Annotated in this window: 18 protein-coding genes and 1 pseudogene; 15 read left to right on the top strand and 4 right to left on the bottom strand. The window is 34.4% G+C overall.

All coding sequences use genetic code 11. The features are described from left to right. Positions 1 to 11 precede the first annotated feature (11 nt). The 7 genes from ACFE0M_RS01315 (at position 12) to ACFE0M_RS01285 (ending at position 8,597) form a co-directional block, all read left to right on the top strand. On the top strand, positions 12 to 995 hold the full coding sequence (locus ACFE0M_RS01315) for a DUF1028 domain-containing protein (protein WP_434543935.1): 984 nt from the start codon (positions 12 to 14) through the stop codon (positions 993 to 995). Between the two features lie 30 nt (positions 996 to 1,025). Beyond that, on the top strand, positions 1,026 to 2,222 hold the full coding sequence (locus tag ACFE0M_RS01310) for a 6-bladed beta-propeller (RefSeq protein WP_434543934.1): 1,197 nt from the start codon (positions 1,026 to 1,028) through the stop codon (positions 2,220 to 2,222). A 44-nt stretch (positions 2,223 to 2,266) separates the two neighbouring features. Further along, positions 2,267 to 3,355 carry a carboxypeptidase-like regulatory domain-containing protein gene (locus ACFE0M_RS01305; protein WP_434543933.1) on the top strand — a complete coding sequence of 363 codons (1,089 nt, stop codon included), beginning with the start codon at positions 2,267 to 2,269 and terminating at the stop codon, positions 3,353 to 3,355. Positions 3,356 to 3,445: 90 nt separating this feature from the next. Further along, entirely contained in the window at positions 3,446 to 4,588 is a 1,143-nt protein-coding gene (locus ACFE0M_RS01300) for a 6-bladed beta-propeller (protein WP_434543932.1), read from the top strand. Positions 4,589 to 4,671: 83 nt separating this feature from the next. Next, positions 4,672 to 5,742 (top strand): hypothetical protein, encoded by a 1,071-nt coding sequence (locus ACFE0M_RS01295; RefSeq protein ID WP_434543931.1) that lies wholly within the window; start codon positions 4,672 to 4,674, stop codon positions 5,740 to 5,742. 83 nt (positions 5,743 to 5,825) lie between these two features. Further along, positions 5,826 to 7,961, top strand: coding sequence for a prolyl oligopeptidase family serine peptidase (locus tag ACFE0M_RS01290; RefSeq protein ID WP_434543930.1), 2,136 nt, complete (start codon positions 5,826 to 5,828; stop codon positions 7,959 to 7,961). Positions 7,962 to 8,144: 183 nt separating this feature from the next. Beyond that, positions 8,145 to 8,597, top strand: a complete 453-nt coding sequence (locus tag ACFE0M_RS01285; RefSeq protein ID WP_434543929.1) for a KTSC domain-containing protein — start codon at positions 8,145 to 8,147, stop codon at positions 8,595 to 8,597. A 79-nt stretch (positions 8,598 to 8,676) separates the two neighbouring features. On the opposite strand, the gene ACFE0M_RS01280 is transcribed toward ACFE0M_RS01285, so the two are convergent. Beyond that, positions 8,677 to 8,883: a hypothetical protein gene (locus ACFE0M_RS01280; protein WP_434543928.1), complete on the bottom strand. Its 207-nt coding sequence runs from the start codon at positions 8,881 to 8,883 to the stop codon at positions 8,677 to 8,679. A 195-nt stretch (positions 8,884 to 9,078) separates the two neighbouring features. Between ACFE0M_RS01280 and ACFE0M_RS01275 the strand changes: the two genes are divergently transcribed. The 3 genes from ACFE0M_RS01275 (at position 9,079) to ACFE0M_RS01265 (ending at position 11,514) form a co-directional block, all read left to right on the top strand. Further along, a complete protein-coding gene (locus ACFE0M_RS01275) occupies positions 9,079 to 9,555 on the top strand; it encodes a GNAT family N-acetyltransferase (protein WP_434543927.1) in 477 nt (158 codons plus the stop codon). A gap of 18 nt (positions 9,556 to 9,573) precedes the next feature. Next, complete coding sequence (locus tag ACFE0M_RS01270) at positions 9,574 to 10,332, top strand: YdcF family protein (protein WP_434543926.1); 759 nt, start codon at positions 9,574 to 9,576, stop codon at positions 10,330 to 10,332. Positions 10,333 to 10,824: 492 nt separating this feature from the next. Continuing rightward, positions 10,825 to 11,514, top strand: a complete 690-nt coding sequence (locus ACFE0M_RS01265; RefSeq protein WP_434543925.1) for an alpha/beta fold hydrolase — start codon at positions 10,825 to 10,827, stop codon at positions 11,512 to 11,514. A 52-nt stretch (positions 11,515 to 11,566) separates the two neighbouring features. Here the strand turns inward: ACFE0M_RS01265 and ACFE0M_RS01260 are convergent, their stop codons facing one another. Then, a complete protein-coding gene (locus ACFE0M_RS01260; protein ID WP_434543924.1) occupies positions 11,567 to 13,474 on the bottom strand; it encodes a PQQ-binding-like beta-propeller repeat protein in 1,908 nt (635 codons plus the stop codon). Positions 13,475 to 13,903: 429 nt separating this feature from the next. On the opposite strand from ACFE0M_RS01260, the gene ACFE0M_RS01255 reads away from it, so the two are divergent. Both ACFE0M_RS01255 and ACFE0M_RS01250 read left to right on the top strand, forming a co-directional pair. Further along, the gene (locus tag ACFE0M_RS01255; RefSeq protein WP_434543923.1) at positions 13,904 to 16,063 is read left to right on the top strand and encodes a hypothetical protein; all 2,160 of its coding nucleotides are present in this window, start codon (positions 13,904 to 13,906) and stop codon (positions 16,061 to 16,063) included. Between the two features lie 321 nt (positions 16,064 to 16,384). Next, the gene (locus ACFE0M_RS01250) at positions 16,385 to 17,143 is read left to right on the top strand and encodes a hypothetical protein (protein ID WP_434543922.1); all 759 of its coding nucleotides are present in this window, start codon (positions 16,385 to 16,387) and stop codon (positions 17,141 to 17,143) included. Positions 17,144 to 17,160: 17 nt separating this feature from the next. On the opposite strand, the gene ACFE0M_RS01245 is transcribed toward ACFE0M_RS01250, so the two are convergent. After that, the gene (locus tag ACFE0M_RS01245) at positions 17,161 to 17,487 is read right to left on the bottom strand and encodes a winged helix-turn-helix transcriptional regulator (RefSeq protein ID WP_434543921.1); all 327 of its coding nucleotides are present in this window, start codon (positions 17,485 to 17,487) and stop codon (positions 17,161 to 17,163) included. Positions 17,488 to 17,571: 84 nt separating this feature from the next. Here ACFE0M_RS01245 and ACFE0M_RS01240 point away from each other — a divergent pair. The 3 genes and pseudogenes from ACFE0M_RS01240 (at position 17,572) to ACFE0M_RS01230 (ending at position 22,032) form a co-directional block, all read left to right on the top strand. Beyond that, positions 17,572 to 18,216, top strand: a pseudogene (locus ACFE0M_RS01240) (NAD(P)-dependent oxidoreductase). A gap of 166 nt (positions 18,217 to 18,382) precedes the next feature. Next, the gene (locus tag ACFE0M_RS01235; protein ID WP_434543920.1) at positions 18,383 to 19,249 is read left to right on the top strand and encodes an NmrA family NAD(P)-binding protein; all 867 of its coding nucleotides are present in this window, start codon (positions 18,383 to 18,385) and stop codon (positions 19,247 to 19,249) included. 227 nt (positions 19,250 to 19,476) lie between these two features. Next, positions 19,477 to 22,032: a phosphoenolpyruvate carboxylase gene (locus ACFE0M_RS01230; RefSeq protein ID WP_434543919.1), complete on the top strand. Its 2,556-nt coding sequence runs from the start codon at positions 19,477 to 19,479 to the stop codon at positions 22,030 to 22,032. A 100-nt stretch (positions 22,033 to 22,132) separates the two neighbouring features. Here ACFE0M_RS01230 and ACFE0M_RS01225 read toward each other — a convergent pair whose 3' ends face one another. Beyond that, complete coding sequence (locus ACFE0M_RS01225) at positions 22,133 to 24,169, bottom strand: M16 family metallopeptidase (RefSeq protein ID WP_434543918.1); 2,037 nt, start codon at positions 24,167 to 24,169, stop codon at positions 22,133 to 22,135. Positions 24,170 to 24,183 lie beyond the last annotated feature (14 nt).

Here is a 24,183-nt window from a genome sequence, read left to right as displayed (position 1 = left end):
TTTACATTGTTATGAAAAATCTATACCTAATAATCCTATGCATTGCTTTCAGTATTGAAGCATTTAGTCAGTTAAATAGACCCAATGATCCTTTAGCACATACTTATTCTATAGTAGCCAGAGATGCAGAAACAGGCGAAATGGCAGTGGCGGTGCAAAGTCATTGGTTCAGCGTTGGAACAGCCGTTTCCTGGGGTGAAGCTGGAGTTGGAGTAGTGGCAACTCAATCTTTCACTAACAAATCATTTGGTTTAAGAGGATTAGCTATGCTAAAAGCAGGTTTAAGTCCTCAAGAAGCTTTAGATAGTTTGTTGAATAATGATGAAGGAAAAGCCTTTCGTCAAGTGGCCATTTTGGATGCAAAAGGAAGAGTAGCCACACATACAGGAGTGAAATGTATAGACGAAGCAGGACATGCCAATGGCGATAACTTTTCAGTGCAGGCCAATATGATGCTGAAGGATACCGTGGTTCCTGCCATGGAAGAAGCTTGGAAAAAATATAGCGATTTGCCTTTGGCAGAGAGAATGGTCAAAGTATTGGAAGCCGCTCAGGCTCAGGGCGGAGATATCAGAGGAAAGCAATCCGCAGCACTTTTGGTGGTAAAAGCCGAAGCTTCGGATGAACCATGGAATGATAGAGTATTGGATTTAAGAGTAGATGATCATCAAAAACCAGTCCAAGAATTGAATCGATTAGTGAAAGTTTATAGAGCTTATGAGCATATGAACCAAGGCGATTATTTTGTGGAAAAGGGAAAAATGCAAGAGGCCATGAATGAGTATAATGCGGCCATGGAAATGTTCCCGGAAAACCTTGAAATGCAATATTGGACAGCCATTACTTTGGCAAATGACGGAAAAATAGATCAGGCAGTAAAAATGCTTCAAAAAATTTATAAGCAAGATGCGAATTGGAGGGAATTGACGAAAAGATTGCCTAAAGTAGGATTGTTGAAAGTGGAGGATCAAGAATTAAAGAAATTACTGAAGTAGAAATATATTCAACCCAGATTAAAACCCTTTATGAAATTAGCGAGTAGCGTTTTATTTTTATCAATTTTTAGTGTATTTCTTATTTCTTGTACAAACAATAAGAGTAAAGAAAAATCACAAGAGGAAACAATCACAATCGACTTAGACCAAGCCCAAACCTTAAAAGTAAGCGATCATTTTAAGTTGAAAGATGTCATTTATTTTTCTGATAGTTTGGTAGTAGATCATCTAATAAAATCAAGTGTAGTTAACGATAAACTGGTACTGCATTGCGGTTGGGGTTTAGATTACCTCCTAGTAAAGGATATGAAAACGGGAGCGGAGGTAGCGATATCAGCAAAAGGTGAAGGACCTAATCAATATCAAAAGCTAAGTGATTTCTTCATTAACCATAAAGGGCAGATTGAGTTGTTAGATGGCCAAGCTGGGAAAATCTTAACCTATAATTTGCAAGGTGAATTGCTATCAGTTTATCAAAATGAAAAATTCCATAATATTGGCAGTTTCTTAAGCTTAAATGGGGAAGATTATTTCCTTTACGGGGGAAATTTCTATGGTGGAAAGTCAGGTTATCAAATGCAAATTTGGAATAAAATTGAAGGAAAGGTAAAGTCCAGCTATATTCCTTTTGATGAGCAAAAGGCAGGATTTATGCTTTTTATAGAGCCGAGAAATTTCTCCAAGAATCCAGCCAGTTTCTATCAGGTTTACAATCAAAACGTTTATGAATTGGGTGAAGATGCGGTTAAAGATTCTTTATATCTTGATTTTGGTCAAGATAACATTCCGGCCGAATTGTTTGAAAATTCTTATCAGGATGTTAGAGAATTTAGCCAGGCCATGTCGAAAAGTGGATATGCCTATGGGCTAGGGAATTTTCTATGGGAAAAAGATCTACTGTTTGCTTCGGTAAGAAAAAAGGAAAAGGATTTTCACCTCTATACCAATACTAAAACAGGAAAATTAGCTGTTTTTGATAAGATCAGTAATGATGTTTTCGGATTGAAAGCCAAAGAAAAAATCGGCTATCAGCATAGACCCATAGCAATGAATGGTAATGATGTTTATTTTATCCTAAGCATAGAAGCGCAAAATGAAAATATGGAGAAATCTCTTATTAAAAACTCATCAAAAAGTGATCTGAACAAAACACTACTATCAAAAATTGAAAATTTTAAAGATGGAGATAATCTAGTGATTGTGAAGTGTGAGGTTAAGGGATTTTGATTTTTAGCTTAAAGAAAATAATAGTTTAAACTAAAACTTATCAAATGAAATATTTATTGACGGTTTTAATTATTGTTTTTTTCTTGTTAACAACACCATATATGGCTACTTCACAGAGCATAAATGGTGTCGTATTTGATTCAGAATCTAAAAAAACCATAGTTGGAGCTCATATTGTAGTGAAAAATAAAATGAATGTTGGAAGTATTACCAATAATGATGGTAAATTTCTCATGTCTAAAAATTTTCTCAGCGATACACTTATTGTATCTCATATTAACTACCAACCTCAAGAGGTAATTTTTAGAAATAACTTAGTTATCAATTTACAAGCTAAATCCATTACGCTCAAAGAAATAACAGTAAGCCCTTTGGAAGTAAGTAAGATAATTGAAAGTGTTTTTGATAATTTAGAAGACAATCATTATAATGAGGAAAACATTTACCAATTCTTTTTTAGAGCAATAAATTACCAAAACGATAGTATGCTAAATTTAATTGAAGAGCATCAGGGATTCATTCAACATAATAAAAATAGCAATTCAAAATTTTCTATCGATCAGTCAAGGTTAACTGCTCTATCTAATTCTGGCAAAAATTCTTTAGATGATTATCGTTTTATAAAGCTTGTTTCGAAGCAATCAGATAATGTCTTTAAATATTTGGAAGACTATTTACATCATCGAAAAAATAAACGATACAAATATAATCTGGAAGATGTATTTTTATATAATGGTCGAGAAACTTATAAAATAAGCTATTCGACTGATAAGGATACCTATTACAAAAAGGGATACTTATTGATTGATAAAAGTACAAAAGCTCTAGTTCGAAATGTTTTAGATCATTCAGATTATTATCAAATAAATTATGTGATAGAGGGAGATAAATGGTATTTGTCAAATTCTTATCATAGAAAAATAAGAGGAAATTACTCGGAAGAGATTATAATGAATTATCAGAAAATAGATGATTTGAATCCCGATAAGGAATTTCAATCGGCCTTTGCATTATCCCCCGCAAAGCTTTCTAAATCAGAGAAGACTTATGCAAATAGCTATTGGGAGTTTTCTAATGTTATTCCATTACCTGATTGGGTTTTAAGTCAAATAAACGAAATTGAAAATAAATAAACTATATGCAAACAAATGAAAGGTGATTGTTTTAATAATTTATGGAGTTGATAAACTGTTTCTTTTTACTTAAATGATATTTGGCGAATTATGAGAAAAATATACTTATTTTTTATTCCCTTACTCTTTATATTTCTATATAGCTGTTCAAAACCCCAAAATTCCGAAAAGCAAAATGAATCGGAATTAGGGAACTCCACTCATAGACAAATCAATTTAAAAGGAACCGAATTATTAGACCCTCAATTTAAAGTCAAAAAATATGTGGCTTTAGAAGTAATTCCAGAGTCTTATTTTGCTGATATTGATAAGTTGATCATCCATGATAGCACCATTTATGTTATGGATGCATTTGTCAAGAAAAAAGTTTTTGCATTTGATATTGAGGGTAACTTTATTCGAGCCTACGGTGCAATTGGTGATGCTCCGGGAGAATATCAAAAACTGACTGATTTTGAAGTGGATGACAATGGGGATGTTCAGATTTTGGATCGTCAACAGCAGAAAATTCATATTTATAACAAATCAGGTAATTTTAACGAATCGAAAAGTACTGAATTTAGAGCGGCAGCTTTTAAGCTTTTGGAAGATGGTTATTTATTTTCTTTGGTTCCTTCTTCAGGGGAAGCCAGCCCGAAAACCAAATTGATAAAAACTGATTTTGAATTTAATGTACTGCAAAAATTCTTCAATTATCCTGACCAATTTAAGGATCTGAAAGGAGATTTTAATATTTTAAATGAAGCAGGCGAAGAAATTCTTTACCATAAGCCAGTCAGTGATTCCATTTTTTTATTCAATTCAAATGGGGAATTAATCCAATCTGTTAATATTGATTTTGGCAATAATACAGTGCCAAATGAATTGAAAAATGATTATAGCATTCTAATAGAAAAGCAATCAAATGCTGATTTCTTATATTTTTCCCAACCACCAATTTTATTCAAAAATATTTTGCTTGGGCATATCTATGAAGGAGGAAGAAAAGGAATCTTATTAATTGATATTGAAAATCAGAAATCAAAGCAGAAGCTATTTAAGCCCAATGGATTAGATCACTCCTTGATGGAATTTCCGGTGTACAATTGGAATGATTCCTTGTTGGTTTCTTATGTGGAAATCGATATTATGGAAAATGATGTAAACCAAGAGCAATTTCCCGAGGAGTTTCAAAACTATATTCAAGAGCATAATGGTTTGGGATTGGTTTTTAGTAGTTATGGGGCTGAATAAAAAGTATATTCTTTAAAGAAAATTATACCTTTAGAAGTCTCAATTAATGCTCTTAGCTGGGCTAAATCACAAATTATACTTAGATGAAAAAATATTTACTGATTAATACATTAACAATCTTTTTTATATCCTGTAGCCAACCTCAGCAGAAAGATGAGACTCAAACCTCAAAGCCTCAATTTGAAATGGACAGCATTCACCTTAATGTTGAAGGTTTATTAGGAGCTTATAATACCATGGTTCAACATGATAAGGAATCTTTTTTAGGTTTGGACAGAATTCATGGCGTAGTTGATTCGGTAAATATCAATGGGGGCGGTCGAAAATATGATTTAGATAATTTGACCGAAAAGTATTCCTTTTTTCACTCTGAAATGAGGAAAAATGATGGTTTAGTATTCCTGATGAGTCCTTTAGGAGATTTGGCGATTTTAAAATCAAATAAAATCATAAAGTTCTTCAAATTGTATGATTTCCTTCCTGAGGGCCAAAAGTTGCAAGTTTTCAATTATGGGTTTAGTTTTCTTGGCACTACGGATTATGTGTTTTTTACCACCTTAAATTCTGAAAATCATCAGATCAGTCTGGCGAAATTCAATATTGAATCGGAGGAAATATCCTTTTTTCCCTTACCTTATCAAGCGGATGCCGACATATTCAGGGATAATTTCCTAAACCTTAATGACTTGCATGAAGGAAAGCTCAATATATCCTTCCGCAATACTGAGGATATTCTATTATTTGATGTGGTTGAAGAGGATTTCCAGCAAATTCAAACTGATTTCAATCAAGCAGATGAGGATTTGTTCAAATACTTTGAAGCCGATTATGATGAGACTGATAAAATGAGGACCTCAGGCTATTATTCCCAAATCATTTCAGTGCCCGAGCAAAATACCCATTACCGCTTTTTTGTCTTCCCCCAAGAACTTTGGAATAATCAGCAAAAAGCCAACAGTACAATTTATCGGAAATTTATGGTGCTTAAATACAATGATGATTTCAGCGAATGTAAAAAAATTGAACTTCCAGATTCTATTTATAACCAAATATCAGTTTTCAAATATTTGGTATTCAATGATTCTCTTTATTTCATTCCAAAATCAAAAAATGAGGATATGATCACTTTAGTTAAATTTAAAGAAGCCTTATAAGCCTTAATTAAAACCGCCTATATAAATCACATGCTTTTCTCCTAAAAAGCCCTTATTTTAGTTAAAATTTTAACGCTAAAATCATGAACAAAATATGGGTTTTTCCACTTGCTTTGGTATTCTTAGCTTGCAATAGTGGTGAAAAAAATCAGAAAATGGAGATAAAGGATTATCCTGAAACAGCTAAAGTGGATACTGTGGATACTTATTTTGGTACCGAAGTTCCAGATCCATACCGTTGGCTGGAAGACGACCGTTCCAAGCAAACGGCAGAATGGGTAAAGGCCCAAAATGAAGTCACTTTCGGCTATTTGAATAATATTCCTTTCCGTGATAAAATAGAAGACCGCTTAACTAAACTTTGGAATTATGCCAAGGAAAGTGCTCCTAGAAAGCATGGTGATTATTATTACACTTACAAAAATGATGGTTTGCAGAATCAATGGGTAGTGTATCGTAAAAAAGGCTTAGATGGTAAAGAGGAAGTTTTCTTAGATCCCAATACCTTTTCTGAAGATGCTACCACTTCATTGGCAGGCACTTCTTTTACCAAAGATGGAAGTCTTTTGGCTTATTCTATTTCCGAAGGCGGTTCTGATTGGAGAAAAGTAATCGTCATGAATACCGAAGATAAATCTATAGTGGAAGATACTATTCGCAATGTGAAATTTAGTGGTGTTTCATGGAAAGGAAATGAAGGTTTTTTCTACAGCAGTTATGACAAACCAGAAGGAAGTGAGCTTTCAGCTAAAACTCAGGAACATAAACTATATTATCACAAACTCAACACACCTCAATCTGAAGATGAATTGATATTTGGCGGAAGCGATACCCCAAGACGCTACATTGGCGGATATGTAAGTGATGATGAAAAATTCCTCTTTATTTCTGCCTCTGTGAGTACAAGCGGAAATGAATTATATGTGAAGGATTTATCGGATTGGAGTAATCCAATTGTTCCGATTGCCGAAGGTTTTGAGAGCGAACACTCAGTTTTGGATAATGATGGTGATAGATTACTGATTGAAACCAATCTGAATGCGCCTAATAAAAGATTGGTAGAGGTGTATGCGAATAATCCTTCAACTGAAAATTATAAAGATGTTATCCCGGAAACGGAAAATGTATTGAATGTAAGCACAGCCGGAGGCTATATTTTTGCCAATTATATGGTAGATGTAAAGACCGAAATCCATCAATTTGATTATGAAGGCAATAAAGTTCGTCAGGTGGAATTACCGGGCATTGGTTCTGCCGGTGGTTTTGGCGCTGAAAAGGAAGATGAAAAACTATATTACAGCTTTACATCCTTCACTTATCCTTCAGCCATTTTTGAATATGATATTGATAAAGGAACTTCTGATTTGGATTGGAAACCAGAAATAGATTTCAATCCAGAAGATTACGAAACCGAGCAAGTATTTTACGAAAGCAAGGACGGCACTAAAATCCCAATGTTCATTACCTATAAAAAAGGAATGGAGAAAAATGGTAAAAATCCTACGGAGCTTTATGCTTATGGCGGATTTAATGTGAGTTTGCGTCCAAGTTTTAGTGTTGCCCGGTTGGTTTGGTTAGAAAATGGTGGTATTTACGCACAACCCAACTTAAGAGGAGGCGGAGAATATGGAGAAGAATGGCATAAAGCCGGCACTAAAATGCAAAAGCAAAATGTATTTGATGACTTTATTGCGGCTGCAGAATATTTAATTGAAGAAGGCTATACCAGTTCAGATAAATTGGCTATTTCAGGTGGATCTAATGGAGGTTTGCTAGTGGGGGCCACCATGACGCAGCGACCTGACTTGATGCAAGTTGCTTTCCCAGCTGTTGGGGTAATGGATATGTTAAGATATCATACTTTCACAGCAGGAGCCGGATGGGCTTATGATTACGGAACTTCAGAAGACAGCAAAGAGATGTTTGAATATCTAAAAGGCTATTCCCCTGTACATAATGTGAAAGAAGGTGTGAAATATCCGGCCACCATGGTCACCACAGCTGATCATGATGATAGGGTAGTGCCCGCTCATTCATTTAAATTTGCAGCCGAATTGCAGGAAAAGCATGCCGGTGAAAGTCCGGTTTTAATCAGAATTGAAACCAATGCTGGACATGGAGCTGGAAAACCAACCGATAAAATTATAGATGGCATAGCGGATAAGTACGCTTTTGCTTGGTATAATATGAGCCTAATCCCAATGGATGAGGAAATGTAATTTTTTACAGCCAGTAAGTAGAATTTTTATATAGTCTTGAAAAGACTCCGATCTCCAAATTTATGGTTATTCGGAGTCTTTTTTCTTTAATAAAAGGGCAGTTTTAAAATCTATATATTTCACCATTAGCTATTTATGAGTATTTATTAACTACCTTTGCGCTCCAATTGTGAAAACACCCTTATGAAGCGTATTAAAGAATACAAAAAGTTATTTAGTGTAGAAGGCCCAATCGACCTGAAACAGTTAAAATCAACCTACAGAAATCTAGTAAAGGAATGGCATCCTGATAAATTTCAAGCTGGAGATACTAAAGCAGAAGAAGCAGAAATAAAAAGTCAGCAGATTATTGACGGTTATCATTTCCTCATCAGTATAGCTCCTGAAACGAAAGAAGCTAATCTAGCGGAATACACTAAAACCATCACTGAATCCAATATTCTGGATTTCAGACATAAGGGATTATTGTTAGAAGTTACCTTTTTGGATGGAACTACTTATGAATATTTTGGGGTGAATAAAAACGTTTACTCAAAACTATTAAATTCTGATAAACCTTATCGTTTTGCCAAAAGAAACATCTTCAATAACTTTCTATACAGGAAATCTAAGAAGGCTATGGAATTGGCTGAATAATCAGAAAAGGCTTCAAAGACTCGAGATTCCAATCTCGAGCTTTTGTATTAAAGGATTTGTAATTTGTTTCAAATTAGAATCAGATTTTCTTCTCTAATTCTTTTATTCTTTTTTCATGATCTGCATAGTTTTCAGCAGAAAAAGCCATAAACTCAGTTATGTCAGCTTCAAATTCTTTAAAAGCCTCTCCCAGTCCTTTTACACCCTCATTTAAAAATGAGATTTTTGTGTCCATCTGATTTAGGCTCTTATTTATCTTCTTTTGAAATTCTTCATGCGTGCTCATCAATAATATTTTTATATTAAAACGTCTTCTAATGCTGAGTTCTACTTAATTAAAAATACTGATTTCTTTCCGGATATAATATTTTTTTGATATTCTATTTGAGATTTAAGACTTTTGTCAACTGATTATTGTCAACTGTCAATTTAATTCTCTTTTTTCTTTGCGCCTTATCCTCTTTGCGGTTAATTTTAACCTATGAGCGTAACAATTAGAAAAGCAACCGAGAAAGATATTCCAAGAACTTTAGAATTAATCCAAGAGCTAGCAGTTTACGAACGTGAACCTGATGCTGTTGTGGTAGATGTTGAGGAGCTAATCAGAGATGGTTTTGGTGATAACCCAGCTTACGGCCTATTTGTGGCAGAAACCGAAAAAGAGATTGTAGGCATTGCTCTTTATTATTTCCGCTATTCTACTTGGAATGGGAAAGTCTTATATTTAGAAGATTTGATCGTAACTGAATCGGAGAGAGGAAAGGGCTACGGTAGGAAACTATTAAATGCCATTTTGAAAGAAGCTGATGATCAAAATTGCAGATTATGTACTTGGCAAGTGTTGGATTGGAATGAACCTTCTATTGAATTCTATAAAGCCATTGGCGCTGATTTAGATGAAGGTTGGATCAATTGTACAGTAAAGCAAGATCAGTATAAAGGGATTTATAAAAGTTAATTGGATTAATTTTTATTCATGTTCTTCATCCTCTCCAAAACCATAAGTTATTTACTGATGCCGGCTACTCTAATAGGTTTGGCATGGTTGGCATTTTTCATATTTAGGAAATGGAAATTCCGAAAATATTTAGCCATTTTAGGTTTTGCACTATTCCTTATTTTCAGCAATGATTTTTTAGCCAATTCTTTTTTAAAAACTTGGCAAACTGAACCCGCCAATCTTGATGAAATTAAAGCTCAAAAATTTACTTATGGTGTACTTTTAACCGGTATGACCAATACCCTCAAAGAACCTAAAGATAGAGTATATTTTAATCAAAATGCTGATCGTCTTTTACAATCCATGATGCTGTTTGAGCAAGGAATTTTCGATACTTTGTACATTTCCGGTGGAGGCGCCACCGCTTTAAGGAAGGACTTGCAAGAATCTCGGGTCATTTATTCATATCTGGAATCCATTAACTTTCCTGTGGACAAAATCCTAATTGAAGATCAGTCGAGAAACACAGTAGAAAGTGCCCGTTTTGCCAATGACTTTATTGGCAAACAAAATAAAATTTTGTTGATTACCAGTGCTTCTCATATGCGCAGAGCAGCGGGTTGTTTTGAAAAGGAAGGTTATAAAATTCAGTCATATCCAACAGTCTTTTTGACCAATGATGAAATGATCAATCCTTCTATGTTCTTACCATCAGTTGATGCTTTACTGAAGTGGAATATATTGTTCAAAGAATGGATGGGCTATTCAGCTTACTGGTTGGCGGGTTATTTATAGTATTGAATATATGGAATGTCGTACATTTTTATGTCAGACATTTGATTTTCAAAAGCTTTGATGAATTGAATATGTATTTAAGTGCTAATTATAAGTGTGAAAGGGATAGTAAGCACACAGTCCAAGCGGACGCTTGAACTATTGGGGAAATAATGTCACCCCTAAAGGGGCTTTTACTGTTTGATTATCGTGAAATTACCATAATGCCGTCCATACTGGACTTGAGCAAAGCTTTTTCTATTTGATAGGTAAATTGTTAATTTCTGAAAATAAGTATATATCCTAGTTCAGATTTAATCAATGATAAATTATCAAGATGGGAAAAGGCATAATTAGAATTTTTTGGCCCCATTTGGGGTCAAATTATGGTAAATTTGTAAATAAAAATTGCACTTAAGCCCCAGTAGGGGTGACATTATTAGCTGATTATTTAAATTCGAACTGACGGGTGAAACCTTCTAATCGATTTTTTAATTCAAAAAAATACAGAAAATGCACAAACCAAACCTTATTCTTTTACACGGTGCTTTGGGAAGCTCCCAATCATTTGAAGCTTTAATCTCTCATTTGTCCCAAAATTTCAATCTGATTGTTCCCGATTTGAATTGGCATGGAAACAGATCAAATGATGCCAAAAGCTTTAGTATGCAGGATTTGACGGAGGATTTTGAGACCATTTTAGAAAAAGAGGATATCCACTCTGCTAATGTATTTGGCTTTAGCATGGGAGGATATATAGCGCTTTCATTGGCATTGGAAAAACCTGAATTTTTTAAGAAAATCATGACCTTAGGCACTAAGTTGGATTGGAAACCTGAACAAGCAGAAAAGGAAACTAAAATGCTGAATCCTGACAAGATTCAAGAAAAAGTACCGCAATTTGCCCAGCATCTGGAAAATTTACATGGGAAAAATTGGATGAGCCTTTGTCGCCAAACTGCGGAAATGATGAGGGATTTAGGTCAAAACCCAATATTGACTACAGAAAATATTCATGCAATCGATTTGCCTATTCGATTATCGCTGGGAGATCAAGACCACATGGTGAGTTTTGAGGAAACGATTGCTTTTTATAAATCGCTCTCGAAAGGTGAATTTCAGGTTTTTCCCCATTGCCCACATCCCATTGAAAAGGTGAATGCTGATATCCTAGCCTCTTCTATTCGGGAATTTATGTATTGAAGTTGATGAAAAGTCTGACAGCTTAATTTGAAAACTGTCAGACTTAAAAGCACTATTCTGAAAGTTTATATTTATAGAAGGATTTGTTTTCTGTTAAATAGATATTTTCTCCATCTTCACTGATGAAATAGTGAACATCAGGCAAACCATCTACTTGTTGACCATTTTTGGTGGTAGTTGCAGCAGCACTAAATTGAAATGATCCTCTTGTTTTCAATTGATCGAAATCAATAGCTATTAAGGATTTTTTTGAATATGAATCGCTATATAAAAATAGGTAGCCACCTTTCACCATTTTATTGGCAGGACTGAATGCTAGTTCCACTTGTCTTTCAACTTGAAAAGTTTTCGGGTTTACAAAAGCAATCAATGATTTAGTGCCAAAGCTTGAGCCAAACCTGCCTAGTAAAAAGTTATCGGCATATTCTAAAGATAATGTTTGCGGTAAAGGTGTTTCGATATTTACTTTTTTCCCTGTATTGATGTCATAACTTTGTAACCGAAGCGCCAAATCAGTGAAATGAATGTGGTGATCCGTCATAAAAGGCTTCTTAATGGTTGAATTAGCTTTTATTTCATATAACATTTCTCCACTTCCAGGATCTAATGCTCTCATTTCCCCATCTTCATACATGGTTCTATTCCATGTTTGAACAAAAAGTCTTCCATGTTTAAAGAAAAAATTGGTGATTTTGATTCTCTCAGGCTCTGACTGCCAAATTTCTTCACCGGTTCTGATGTTGAGTCTTTTTATGGATACCGCTTCCTTATCACCACCTTCGTCAAATATGGTGGAATGAACTACGAATATATTATCATCCACTATCACATTGTCATTAGCTACTCTGTTAGAAGCATCCAGTTGAAATGGAGTGAATTCTGAAACCAATCTTCGGTTTTCCTCATTATCTAACCTTTCTTCGCTAACTGTTTGCCATAAAACTTCACCCGTCTTTTCATCCAGTGCATAAGTCATGAGATCGGAAAGAATTAAAATATCCTCATAAAATAATGGGTAGGTTTGCCCGGATGTTTTAAAGGTAGTTTCCCAAAGTAATTTTCCGTTTTCTATATCAATGTAATATAAAGGATTGTCCTGTATTCCTGAATTGGAGGCTCTTATGGCCCTGCCGGCTATTCTACCCACTGTATTGCTACTTCTCATTAATTCTTTTCCAATAACTTCGGCCGCGCCATCTCCCTGAGGCCCATAAAATAATGCTCTTCCTCTTTCAAAAAATAGATCCGACTCATTTAAATTACCAAATTCTCCTTCCAATATCCATTGTACCGCACCTTTCTTGGCATCAACTGAGGCCAGTTTGTTATCCACAGTAAGTAACAACTGATTGGAATCAAACAAATATTCCCAATTTGAATTCCCTTTTTCAAATGCTTTTACAATGTCTATTCCATCTGAGGCTGATAGTTCCCAGATAACATTACCTGTTAAAATATTATAAATCTTAAATACCCCGTCTTCAATTAAAGGATAACCTCCAAACCAGTTGATGGCAAAATCGGTCTCTAGAGTTTCAAATGGGGTGTCCTTGTTAGATTTGGCCCACAGCTCTTTTCCTGTATTTAAATCAACTGCCGTAAGTGTTCGGTAGGTAAGGAACTTTGAGTGGAAAATGATGACATTCTGATTGAAATCAATATGGTAAGCAGGCATTGCAGAAACATTTTCTCCAAAGTCCTTTGCGTTTTTACTATATAGAATGTTTCCTTCCTTGGTATCAATTATAGTGAATTTTCTAGCGCCATTCAAAAAATTGTTTTCCGATACCCCAACAAATTTTTGACTTCTTTCATTGAAATGGCCATTGCCGTTTTGTTTGTCTTCCAGTTCAGTTTTATAAACTTCTGTGAAAGTTACTTTTGCCGTACTGCAAGAGCTTGCTAAAACGATAAGTGCAAGTAAATAAATGGTTAGATTGTTCAGGTTTAATTTTTTCATTATTGTATTGATTTTTGTAGTTGTACTTACTCCTAATTTTCTCACACAATTTTTTTTAAAATGGGGTCAATATTTTTTCAAAAAAGATGTATATGGTCGGTTATGATGGTAGAATCTGAATTTTTATTATTGTTTTTCTTTAAAATTGGTGGTATAGGTTTTTAATTTTGACATCAATTATAAGAAATCTGTGATCGGTGGATTGAGCCATTCCAATAATATCATGTTATCTAAACCTATCTTGAAAAAAGCTAATTAAAAACATTTGTATTTATCTATATTCACCTATATATCGTTTACAGCCTGTTTTTTGTAATATATAATTTGTTGATGTAATATTCATCGATTTTTTTAATATAAATTATTAATTCATTATGGTTAGCAAAATAATTTAACTTATTTCGCAACTGCATTTAACAGTTATTTTATATGAAAAAAATTATTTACCTATCAATCTTAATTGGATTTATCATTTTCTCTTCCTGTGAAGAAGAATTACCTGTCGAACCAGATGTCAATAATATCACAATAAATAATGATGTTAAAGACTCATTAAATATTGCAGAACAGCTGGCTAAATTAAATAAAGCAGGAGAGTTCTATAATGTCAACATGAAGATTTTAGACGGAACTACGCCTATAGAAGGAGCAGAAGTGAAGCTTACATCTTCTTTAGATGGAGAACTTATTGAGTTAATTGAAGTATCGGATGCATCAGGAAATGTTATTTTTGATGGAGTTACCGTTGGTGGTAATATAATTGAAGTGCAAGGAGAGGGATATTATTCTGCTTTAGGCCTAATTGACTTCAAATTTGAAAGAGGCTATAATTATGAAGTGATTGACGATGTAGTCGCACCTATCACCAAAAATGAATCTGCAATTATTCCACTTTACAACAAAGGAAACGGAAATAATACAGCCAAAATAAAGGGGAAAGTTAGTATTGAAACCGACTTAACCAATAAAACAGCCGAAGTAGTAAAAAGTCAACTGATAAAAGCCGACTTTTCTGGAAATATTGTAAACGTTAGTGAAGGCATAAGCTTTTCTGAATATTCTTTAAATGTTGAGGGAGGTTTAGGTGAAGCGGTCACCAATGAAGCTGGAGAATATGAACTAGTAATCCCAACTGGAAATGAGGGCGTGTCTGTAGAATTAATGATACCTCAATTGAGGATGAAGCAAAAATTAGCATACTATGACCCTGAAACGGAAGAGCCAATATTGGACTCTGTCATGACAACTTTTGGTTATAATGAACAGGTAAGTGACATTCCTTATGTAAGTGGAATAAAAACAGTAGTACCTGAACCACCTGCACCGGGCAAAGGATTTCAAATTAATAATTTCATTAAAGCTGGACGAAAGTTGTTTGAGAACCCATCATATTACACAGATGAAATCAATGTTTCAGATAATAATCAAAATTTTGGCGAAGTATTGTTTTCATTTACAGGTGGTTCAGGATACGATAGTGTACCAGATGTGGTAATAAATGACCCTACTGGGGAAGGTGCAGAATTATATGCACAAGCTGAATATGCGATACAATCTATTAATTTAGACAGTAGTGCTCAATATAATAATAATTCTTATGTGAGTTATAGTATCCGTGCGTATTATAATTCCAGTTGTTGTATTGAGTCTTCTTATATATACTCAAATGGCTTATATACTGATGAAAATGGAAAAATTACGCAAGATATTTTAGACCAAAGTCTTTCAAATGCTTTTCAAAATAGAAACTGGTTTGGAGATAATTATAGATCGCTTTATAATAATTATCATATTGATAGTATAACCATTGATTTTGATCAGTGGAATGTAAATGCCGAATCAGAGGCTTCAATTGCATATAATACAAAAATCACTGGTTTAGAAATAGTTGATTTTGGTGAGAATTATACAGACCCTTCTATATCATTTGAAGGTGGTAATCCAGATGAGTCTGCCAAATTTGAAATCCTTGAATTCCGAACTCAATGGAGTTTTAATCTTGATAATAGTAATAATTCTGTACCATATACTGCTATTCCAGGAATAATCTTTGAGTACTTAGAAGATGATGTTTATAAGACTTCAAGTCGTGTTGTTACCGAAAATCAAGGATATTTAACCATTTCTGATGTTATTGAATCAAATGATGGAGAAATCATTTTTGCTGAAAATAAAAATTACAGAACTCAATTTTATTCTTTGGAAGCACCAGTAGCCTATGTTGCGGAACCTGTTCATACTAAAGCAAATGTGTTTTTTCAAGTTGACAATGGCAGTATAATACAAAATTACTACAACATTAATCCTGGAAATGGTTATACGAAAAAATTCAATATAGAGGTGGTTCCTCAGTTTCCTGAACTTCCAGGTTCAGGAGCTGAAATTCAGATTATTGGTGGTTACCAAAAAGGTGATGAATACCAATGGGGTGGAAATTTCATTATTAAAAATAAAGGGGAAGGATATTTGAATAATGTTAATCGTATAGTCCAAAGAAACTTTTCACTCTCTTACAATGAAAACGACTTGTTTTTAAAGTCTCAAGATGAAATTATTCTTGACATTGATTATGGTACTGGAAGACATTGATAAAAACATATTTTTAATTAAAAAGGAGCTATAATTGCTCCTTTTTTTGTTTTACATAGAGGCTATGAGTCTTTTACAGGATCAAAAATTGTAACATCCTGATATTGAGTATCAAGCCGCATGTTTTTGTGAAATTAAATTTCATACTTTTTACAATACAAAAATATTAATGTTATGTTTTGGACCAATGTGGTTTATCCAAAATCAGTTAGGTTTTGGATATACACATTTTGCTTTGGTAATTTTGAAAAATACCCACTACTTTGTCTGATATTAGTCAATTTCTGCTGTTTGCTAATAATTACAAATTGAATAATAATTATGCCTGACAAAGATATTATACCCGGAATTCACAATTGGTGCGACAGATGGTGTGAAAAATGCTCTTTTATAGCACGCTGCGCAGTGGGTGTGCAAGAGTTGGATTTAATAGAAGAAGAGCAAAAAGGAAACAAACCAGATTTTTGGGAAGGAATAAATGAACAGTTCACTAAATCTATTCAATTAATAGATGAATTAGCTAAAGAAAAAGGTATTGATTTGGATGATATTCCTGATGAGGAATGGGATAAGATAAATAAGGAAAGAGAAGAAAAAGAACTGGAAGGAGAAAACCATCCCATTTCCAAATTGGCAGGAAAGTATCCTCAAGATTGCCAAAATATATTGAATGATAATTTTGTAAAGGGGAAATTTGATTCTGAAATCCAAAAATTGGAATTGGAATTAGAAAAAGAAGCCAAGACTAAAATAAAAGAGCTAAAAGAAGCAGTAGATATCATCAGATGGTATATGTTTTTTATCCCGGCCAAATCCAAACGGTTGATGATGGAAAATTTGGATACGGAGTTTGAAGATGCTGAATTTCCTCCCGAAGAACGCTCTTACAATGGCACTGCAAAAATCACCCTTATCGCCATTGAACGCTCTATTTCTTCATGGGGTTTATTGTTGCAAACCTATCCTGAACATCAGGATGAAGTGCTTTCGGTTTTAGCACTTTTACAAAAGTTACAAAAAATGATCCATACAGAGTTTCCTGATGCTTTGAGCTTTATCCGACCCGGTTTTGATGAGTGATATTATAGAAGGATTATTTATTTAGCTAAATACTGATCGGCAAAATCTTTCATATGGTTAATGAGGGGCAAGGCTAATTTTCCTTTTTCGGTTAATTCATATTCAACCCTAGGGGGGACTTCCCCATAATTTTTTCGGATCACCAATTCACTATCCACTAAATTCTTTAATTCCTGAATCAATATTTTCTCACTGATGTCAGGAATGTCCCGCTTCAATTTTGACAGGCGCTTCGGTTCACTGGCTAATTGGATAATAATTAACAATTTCCATTTTCCTCCTACTAATTCAAGAGTGGTTCTTATTGGGCATCTGGGAGTTACTTTTGCAATGTCTTTTTCCATACTTACAAAAAGGTGTGTATATGATTAATCAACAAGTACCCAATTATTCGGTATAATAGCAAATTACTAATCGAAAATAAAAATATGAAGAAATTAGCAGTATTCGGAGCAAGTGGAAAAACAGGAGAGCAATTTGTTGAACAGGCACTTGAAGCAGGCTATTCCATCAAAGCATTGGCTCGAAATCCTAAAAAGATCAAAGCAAAATAATCAAAAATAGAAATTATTCAAGGTGATGTTTTAAATCTTGAAGATGTAGCTAAAGCTATTAGCAACACAGAAACGGTGGTGAGTTTGTTTGGTCATGTAAAAGGGTCGCCAGAAGGTTTGCAAACAAAGGGAACGCGAAATATTATAGAAGCCATGAAAACAGAGGGAGTCGAGCAAATTATTTCTTTATCAGGAGGTGGATTACCTTTTCCTGAAATGGATCAGCCTAAGTTTCCAGATAAAATGATTCGTTTCATTATGAAGTTAGCCGTTCCTAAAATCCTTAATGATGCTATTGATCATGCAGAATTATTAAAAAAGAGCGATAGAAATTGGATCATTGTAAGAGGGCCTAGGTTGACAGATGAGCCAAGGAAAGGAGTTTACCGAGTTGGATGGGTAGGCGTTAATGCCGGTACAAAAATCGGAAGAGCAGATTTGGCAGATTTTATTGTCAAGCTTTGCAAGAATGAAAGTTTTGCAAAATTCAGTAAGCAGATGCCTTTCGTGAGTTATTAGCGAATACTATTTTCTTAATTATTCAATGAGCTTGCGAATTATTTTTGATCATCTAGAAATGTCTATTGATTATTATCGCCCTAAAAGTTGCCGATAAAAAGTATAATTACGTAAAAGAAGTAATAAGAATATTCATTCATTTTTTAGAATTTACCCACTAGTTATCATGAGAATACTAATTACCGGTGCCACAGGAAATATAGGAAAAGCTATTATTGCTTCTTTACTGGAACTCAAGATCAAATCAGAAATTGTGGCAGGATTACGGGATGTCAAAAAAGATAAATCAGTTTTTGAAAAGTCAGATTCTCTGGAATTTCAAGAATTTGATTTTGAAAAAGTGAATCAATTTAATTCTTACCTAAGTGGAATTGATATCTTGTTTTTGTTGCGGCCACCGCAAATATCCGATACAAAGAAATATTTTATGCCATTAATCGATGAGGCAGTAAAAGTGGGCATATATCAAATTGTTTTTCTGTCTGTTCAGGGAGCAGATAAAAATAGTATCATTCCTCATCATAAGATCGAAAAAATGATAGTGGATTCAGGTGTACCTTATACTTTCTTGAGACCGGCCTATTTTATGCAAAATTTTACCACCACGCTTAGAAGAGATATACTGGAAAAATCTGAAGTCTTTTTACCAGCAGGTAATGCAAGATTCACTATTGTAGATGTAAAGGATATTGGCATAGTAGGAGCTAAAATATTGCAAAACCCAGAAAGTCATCAAAATACAGCTTATGATTTAACGAATAATGAAAAATTGACCTTTGGGGAAATGGTCGATCAAATTAATGAAGTAACTGGCCAAAACATCAAATTCCGCTCACCTAATTTGCTCTCCTTCTTTTTTAGGAAAAGGAAGGAAGGAGTGCCTACTATGTTGATTTTAGTAATGATTATGTTGCATTATTTCCCTAGGTTTCAAGCTACTCCTGAAACGAGTAATTCAATTTTGAAAATCAGTGGAAAAGAGCCTGAAAACTTTAGGAATTTTGTTAAACGGGAGCAGGAATTATTTAAATGATTTGGTGACCCAATTATAAAAGTCTTCTTTACTCCGATAAAGTAAAAAGCAAAGTCTATATATGTGAGTAATTTTTGTGGGATATATCTTTCCAGTGATTAGTGTTTGCTTCGGTTGGAAATTAGTAAGTACTTTAAACATACTCATCTATATTCAGTATATTAAGTTACTAAATAAATATCTTGAAGAAATATTCCTTCAAAAAACACCCTAAAAACGAAATTTATATGAAAAAATTGAATTATAAAGATGAAGTAGCTACCCGTTTTACTGTTTACAACAGTCTTTTCCTTGATCTTCCTTTTGATCATATTTATCGAACGGGAACTTTGTTGCCCCTCCTTCAGCAAATGAGTGCTAAAGGCTATGAAGAGGGAAAAGAGCCTGTGGATATTATTAATCAATTCAAAGAGGAAATTTTAGGGGAAAAGGAGGAGAAGCAACTTCATCAATTATTGTTTCAATTGATTCAGTACGTAGAGAGACAAGTCCTGCTTTTTGATTCAATAGAAGATGCCGCATTTGAGAAAATATTTAATGTAGAAGGAAAAGGTTCTGTGAAAGAACTGATCGGAAGGGTGAGACATGCCAATAAAATGGAGCAATTGAAAGAGAAGCTCAAAACTTTCTCAGTGAGAATTGTTTTAACTGCTCACCCCACTCAGTTCTACCCGGGCAATGTTTTGGCTATCAATACCGATCTGGAAGATGCCATAAGAAAAGATGATTTAGCGAACATTAATTCCCTAATGTTACAATTAGGCAAAACACCCTTTATCAATAAAGAAAAGCCTAGTCCTTATGATGAGGCTGTTAGTTTATGTTGGTATTTAGAGAATGTATTTTATAAAAGTATTCCCGCAATTCTTTATGATTTGGTGGAGGAATTGGATGAGCCTTGGGAAGATTGGGTAAATCCTGATTTACTAACTGTTGGCTTTTGGCCGGGCGGTGATAGGGATGGAAACCCTTTTGTGACGCATGATATCACTGTTAAAGTGGCCGATAGATTAAGAGAGACTATTTTGAAATGCTACTTCAGGGATTTGCGTGCCATTAGGCGTAGGCTAACATTTAAAGGAGTAGAAGGTAAAATTCATGAAGCAGAACAAAAAGTTTACAATGCTTTATATGGAGATCGTTCTAAAGGATTTAAGCAACCTGAAGAATTAATTAAAGTTTTAAAAGAAGCACTCCAAAATCTAAAAAATGATCATAACGGCATATTTTCTGAATTATTGGAGAAATTTATTCTAAAAGTAAGGGTTTTTGGCTTTCATTTCTCCATTATGGATATCAGGCAGGATAGCCGTAAGCATGATGCTTTATGGGAAGATATTTTAGCTCATGAAGCTGATAAAAGTATTGTTGCTCATTATGAAAAAATGCAAGAGCAAGATAAAATCAATCACTTGTTAAACTTGAAAGATCTTCCTCAGGATATCAGCATTTATGATGATTTTCATCAAGAGATGCTAAAAAGCTTTGATGCATTGGAAGAGGTGAAGAAAAGAAATGGAAACAGGGCTTGTCACCGGTATATCATCAGTAATTGCCAATCAGTATTGCATATTATTGAAGTTTTCAAATTGGCTAATCTCAAACTGAGTAAAGAAGCTTTTGAGACATTGGATATAGTGCCACTTTTTGAAACTATTGATGATTTGGCACATGCAGCTGATATTATGCAACAATTATATGAAATTCCTGCTTATAGGGAACATGTGAAAAAGAGAGAAAACAAACAGACTATTATGGTTGGTTTCTCTGACGGAACAAAGGATGGTGGTTATTTACGAGCGAATTGGTCAATTTTCCAAGCCAAAGAAGCATTGACTGAAATATCCAGAAAATATGGAATAAAAGTAATCTTCTTTGATGGCAGGGGAGGGCCGCCTGCAAGAGGGGGCGGGAATATGCATGATTTTTATGCTTCTTTAGGCTCCAAAATTGAAGATGAGGAAGTTCAGGTCACAATACAAGGACAAACGATTAGCTCCAATTATGGGAAGGTGGGTTCTTGCCGATATAACATGGAACAACTGCTTTCCGCAGGATTAGAAAATCATTTGTTTGCAGATGACAATAGAATATTGAATGAAAAGGAGCGTGAACTATTAAATCAATTGGCGGAGACTGCTTATCAATTATATAAGGATTTTAAAAACCATGATAAGTTTACCAGTTATTTAGGTGATGTTACCCCTTTAAAATATTTTGGTGATACGAATATCGGGAGTAGGCCAACCAGCAGAGGTAAAAAAGGAGAATTGAAATTTGAAGACCTAAGAGCTATACCTTTTGTAGGGGCTTGGGCACAAATGAAGCAGAATATTCCCGGCTTTTATGGTGTGGGGACCGCAATTAATAGCTTGAAAAAGGAAGGTAAAGAAAAAGAGATTAAGGGTTTATACGCTGATTCCTTATTTTTCAGGACGCTTTTAGGTAATTCCATGCAATCCATCGCAAAGTCATTTTATCCGGCTACAGCCTATTTAAAAAAGGATAAAGATTATGGGGATTTTTGGCAATTGATGAAAAAAGAATTTGATTTAAGTAAAAAGGAATTGGATGAGATCAGTGGTGAAAAAGGGATTTTACATGAAGCTCCCGTTTCACAAGCTTCAATAGCGATAAGGGAAAAAATTGTATTGCCTTTGATTACAATTCAGCAATATGCTATTCAAAAACTAAGAGCAGGAGTAGAGGATGAGGAAACATTCAAAAAGCTCATTTTGAGAAGTATGTTTGGAATAGTGAATGCAGCTAGGAATGCGGCTTAATCTGTTTCATTTTTTGTACGATTCTTAGAAGATAAATTATTACACAAAAAAGCCCGAAAAACTTTACTTTTTCGGGCTTTTGTTAAAAGTCGTATTCTGATTACTGAAAAGTATCCTCTTTAATTTCTACATTAATTTCAGCTGATTGTAGATCAGCATTCATTTGAAAACCTTGGTTTATAGCTCTTTTTTCAGGAATCATAATACCATCTACTTCCTTATAACTTTTAATTTCTTCAGTTGCTTGAGCAGATGAAGTTTTTACCTTCAATCCTGACTCTGCATCGAAATATGAAGTACTTGTTTGACCAGATGGCATTGTAACCGCTACGCCATAAGCTGGTTTGCCGTTAATTTCTTCCACATTCTTTAATTCAATCGTTGCTCCCATTTCTGAATAGTAGAGCTCTGGAAAAATTTTAGCACCGGCTTTTATGCCTACTTTAGCTTGATCCGGTAAAGGAACTTCCTGGCCTTGTTGAAATACCTTTACGCCTTCATCATTTACCAAAACCTTGCTAACGACCATTGGCCCCATAGCAACTTCTTGCTTATAATTGGTATTATCTTTTACTTCATTAATGCTAATATTCTGACCTTGAACACTTGCACTATAAGAAGTTTTCATAGATTTTACAGCTTCAATTTTTGATTTTCCACCCAATGCTTCAAAATATTTTTCCAATACTTTTTCAGCGGTTAAATCAGCTGGCATAGCACTTTTATCATTAGGGTCATATTCTTCGCCTTTTCGGTTATAATATTTCACCTCGCCAAATCGGGCTAATTTTTCAGCTACATCTTCAGCCTTACCTACTACCAAAATATTGGCATTATTAGGCAAAATGTATTTCTGTGCGGCAGCTTTAACATCTTCTAATGTTACTGCTTCTAAATTTTTAAGATAGTTGGCATAATAATCCTTATGTAAATTATACCGAGCAGTATTGATAGCGAAAGAGGCCACTGTTTGTGGGCTTTCTAATGATCGAGCAAAACTACCGGATATTGAAGCTTTTGCAGCATCCAATTCATCTTGAGTTACGCCTTCTTCATTTATTTTAACTAATTCAGCCATAAATTCATTTACAGCGCTATCGGTTACTTCATTTCGAACACTTGCGCTAGCCGTAAAACTTCCAACAAATTCATCAGCACTTAAAGATGATCTCGCGCCATAAGTAAAAGCTTTATCCTCCCTTAAATTCTGCATCAATCTTGATGAAAATCCGCCACCTAAAATTTGATTTAAAACTCTAGCTTTGATAACATCTTCACTTCCAATAGGTAAATTTACTGGATAAGTAACATTCACTACAGATTGTACGGAAGCCTCTCTATCAACTAAAGCAACATAAGTTTCTTCTGGTGGGGCTGGCATTTCATATTCGGCTGTAGGAACATCACCTTTTTCCCATTTCTCGAAATTTTTCTTGATTAATTTCTTGGCTTCCTTTGGAGTGATGTCTCCAACTATAGCCAAATACCCAATATTTGGTCTGAAATAGCTATTGTAATAAGCTTTAATTTCCTCCAAAGTGATTTTCTCTACTGATTCTTCAGTTTCAAATTCTCCATAAGGGTGATCATCACCATAAACTAATTTTCCTCTCACATTAGAGGCTATAGCATTCGGGTCATCTTTTTGTGCGGCTAATCCAGACAACGTTTGCTTTTTCAGTTTATCTAATTCATCCTCAGGGAATGCAGGGTTGAATAAAACATCGGTCATCAACTCCATTAATTTGTTTTGGTGTTTGGTTAATGAAGTAGCATACATCCCAGTTGAATAGGTGTTGATATTAGCACCAATAAAATCGATAGCTTCATCCAATTCAGCTTTGGATCTGTTTTTCGTACCTTTCATCAACATTTGGCCTGCCATACTCACATAACCAGCTTTATCACCTTCTAAAACTGGGTCTCTGTCAAATGTTAAGGAGAAAGCAACTCTTGGCAATTTGTGATTTTCTACCACAAAAACTTTTAATCCATTTTTCAAAGTAAAGGTAGTGGGCTCCCCTATATTGATTTCCTTTGCCGGTGTTGGTTCCGGAGCAGTTGTCCTATCCACTTGAGCAAACGCAAAGCTTGCCATCAGTGCGAAAACGAAACTTATATATATTTTTTTAATCATTTTTCTAGATTTAT

The sequence above is a fragment of the Marivirga sp. genome, from assembly GCF_051117495.1.
Classification (GTDB): domain Bacteria; phylum Bacteroidota; class Bacteroidia; order Cytophagales; family Cyclobacteriaceae; genus Marivirga.
Note: the sequence above shows the minus strand (reverse complement) of the source record. Positions and strands in the feature narration are given on the sequence as shown.

What these genes read in the sequence shown, in the direction of transcription:
- ACFE0M_RS01315 (WP_434543935.1), top strand. Translation starts at nt 12, where the DNA reads ATGAAAAATCTATACCTAATAATCCTATGCATTGCTTTCAGTATTGAA.
- ACFE0M_RS01310 (WP_434543934.1), top strand. Translation starts at nt 1,026, where the DNA reads ATGAAATTAGCGAGTAGCGTTTTATTTTTATCAATTTTTAGTGTATTT.
- ACFE0M_RS01305 (WP_434543933.1), top strand. Translation starts at nt 2,267, where the DNA reads ATGAAATATTTATTGACGGTTTTAATTATTGTTTTTTTCTTGTTAACA.
- ACFE0M_RS01300 (WP_434543932.1), top strand. Translation starts at nt 3,446, where the DNA reads ATGAGAAAAATATACTTATTTTTTATTCCCTTACTCTTTATATTTCTA.
- ACFE0M_RS01295 (WP_434543931.1), top strand. Translation starts at nt 4,672, where the DNA reads ATGAAAAAATATTTACTGATTAATACATTAACAATCTTTTTTATATCC.
- ACFE0M_RS01290 (WP_434543930.1), top strand. Translation starts at nt 5,826, where the DNA reads ATGAACAAAATATGGGTTTTTCCACTTGCTTTGGTATTCTTAGCTTGC.
- ACFE0M_RS01285 (WP_434543929.1), top strand. Translation starts at nt 8,145, where the DNA reads ATGAAGCGTATTAAAGAATACAAAAAGTTATTTAGTGTAGAAGGCCCA.
- ACFE0M_RS01280 (WP_434543928.1), bottom strand. Translation starts at nt 8,883, where the DNA reads ATGAGCACGCATGAAGAATTTCAAAAGAAGATAAATAAGAGCCTAAAT.
- ACFE0M_RS01275 (WP_434543927.1), top strand. Translation starts at nt 9,079, where the DNA reads ATGAGCGTAACAATTAGAAAAGCAACCGAGAAAGATATTCCAAGAACT.
- ACFE0M_RS01270 (WP_434543926.1), top strand. Translation starts at nt 9,574, where the DNA reads ATGTTCTTCATCCTCTCCAAAACCATAAGTTATTTACTGATGCCGGCT.
- ACFE0M_RS01265 (WP_434543925.1), top strand. Translation starts at nt 10,825, where the DNA reads ATGCACAAACCAAACCTTATTCTTTTACACGGTGCTTTGGGAAGCTCC.
- ACFE0M_RS01260 (WP_434543924.1), bottom strand. Translation starts at nt 13,474, where the DNA reads ATGAAAAAATTAAACCTGAACAATCTAACCATTTATTTACTTGCACTT.
- ACFE0M_RS01255 (WP_434543923.1), top strand. Translation starts at nt 13,904, where the DNA reads ATGAAAAAAATTATTTACCTATCAATCTTAATTGGATTTATCATTTTC.
- ACFE0M_RS01250 (WP_434543922.1), top strand. Translation starts at nt 16,385, where the DNA reads ATGCCTGACAAAGATATTATACCCGGAATTCACAATTGGTGCGACAGA.
- ACFE0M_RS01245 (WP_434543921.1), bottom strand. Translation starts at nt 17,487, where the DNA reads ATGGAAAAAGACATTGCAAAAGTAACTCCCAGATGCCCAATAAGAACC.
- ACFE0M_RS01235 (WP_434543920.1), top strand. Translation starts at nt 18,383, where the DNA reads ATGAGAATACTAATTACCGGTGCCACAGGAAATATAGGAAAAGCTATT.
- ACFE0M_RS01230 (WP_434543919.1), top strand. Translation starts at nt 19,477, where the DNA reads ATGAAAAAATTGAATTATAAAGATGAAGTAGCTACCCGTTTTACTGTT.
- ACFE0M_RS01225 (WP_434543918.1), bottom strand. Translation starts at nt 24,169, where the DNA reads ATGATTAAAAAAATATATATAAGTTTCGTTTTCGCACTGATGGCAAGC.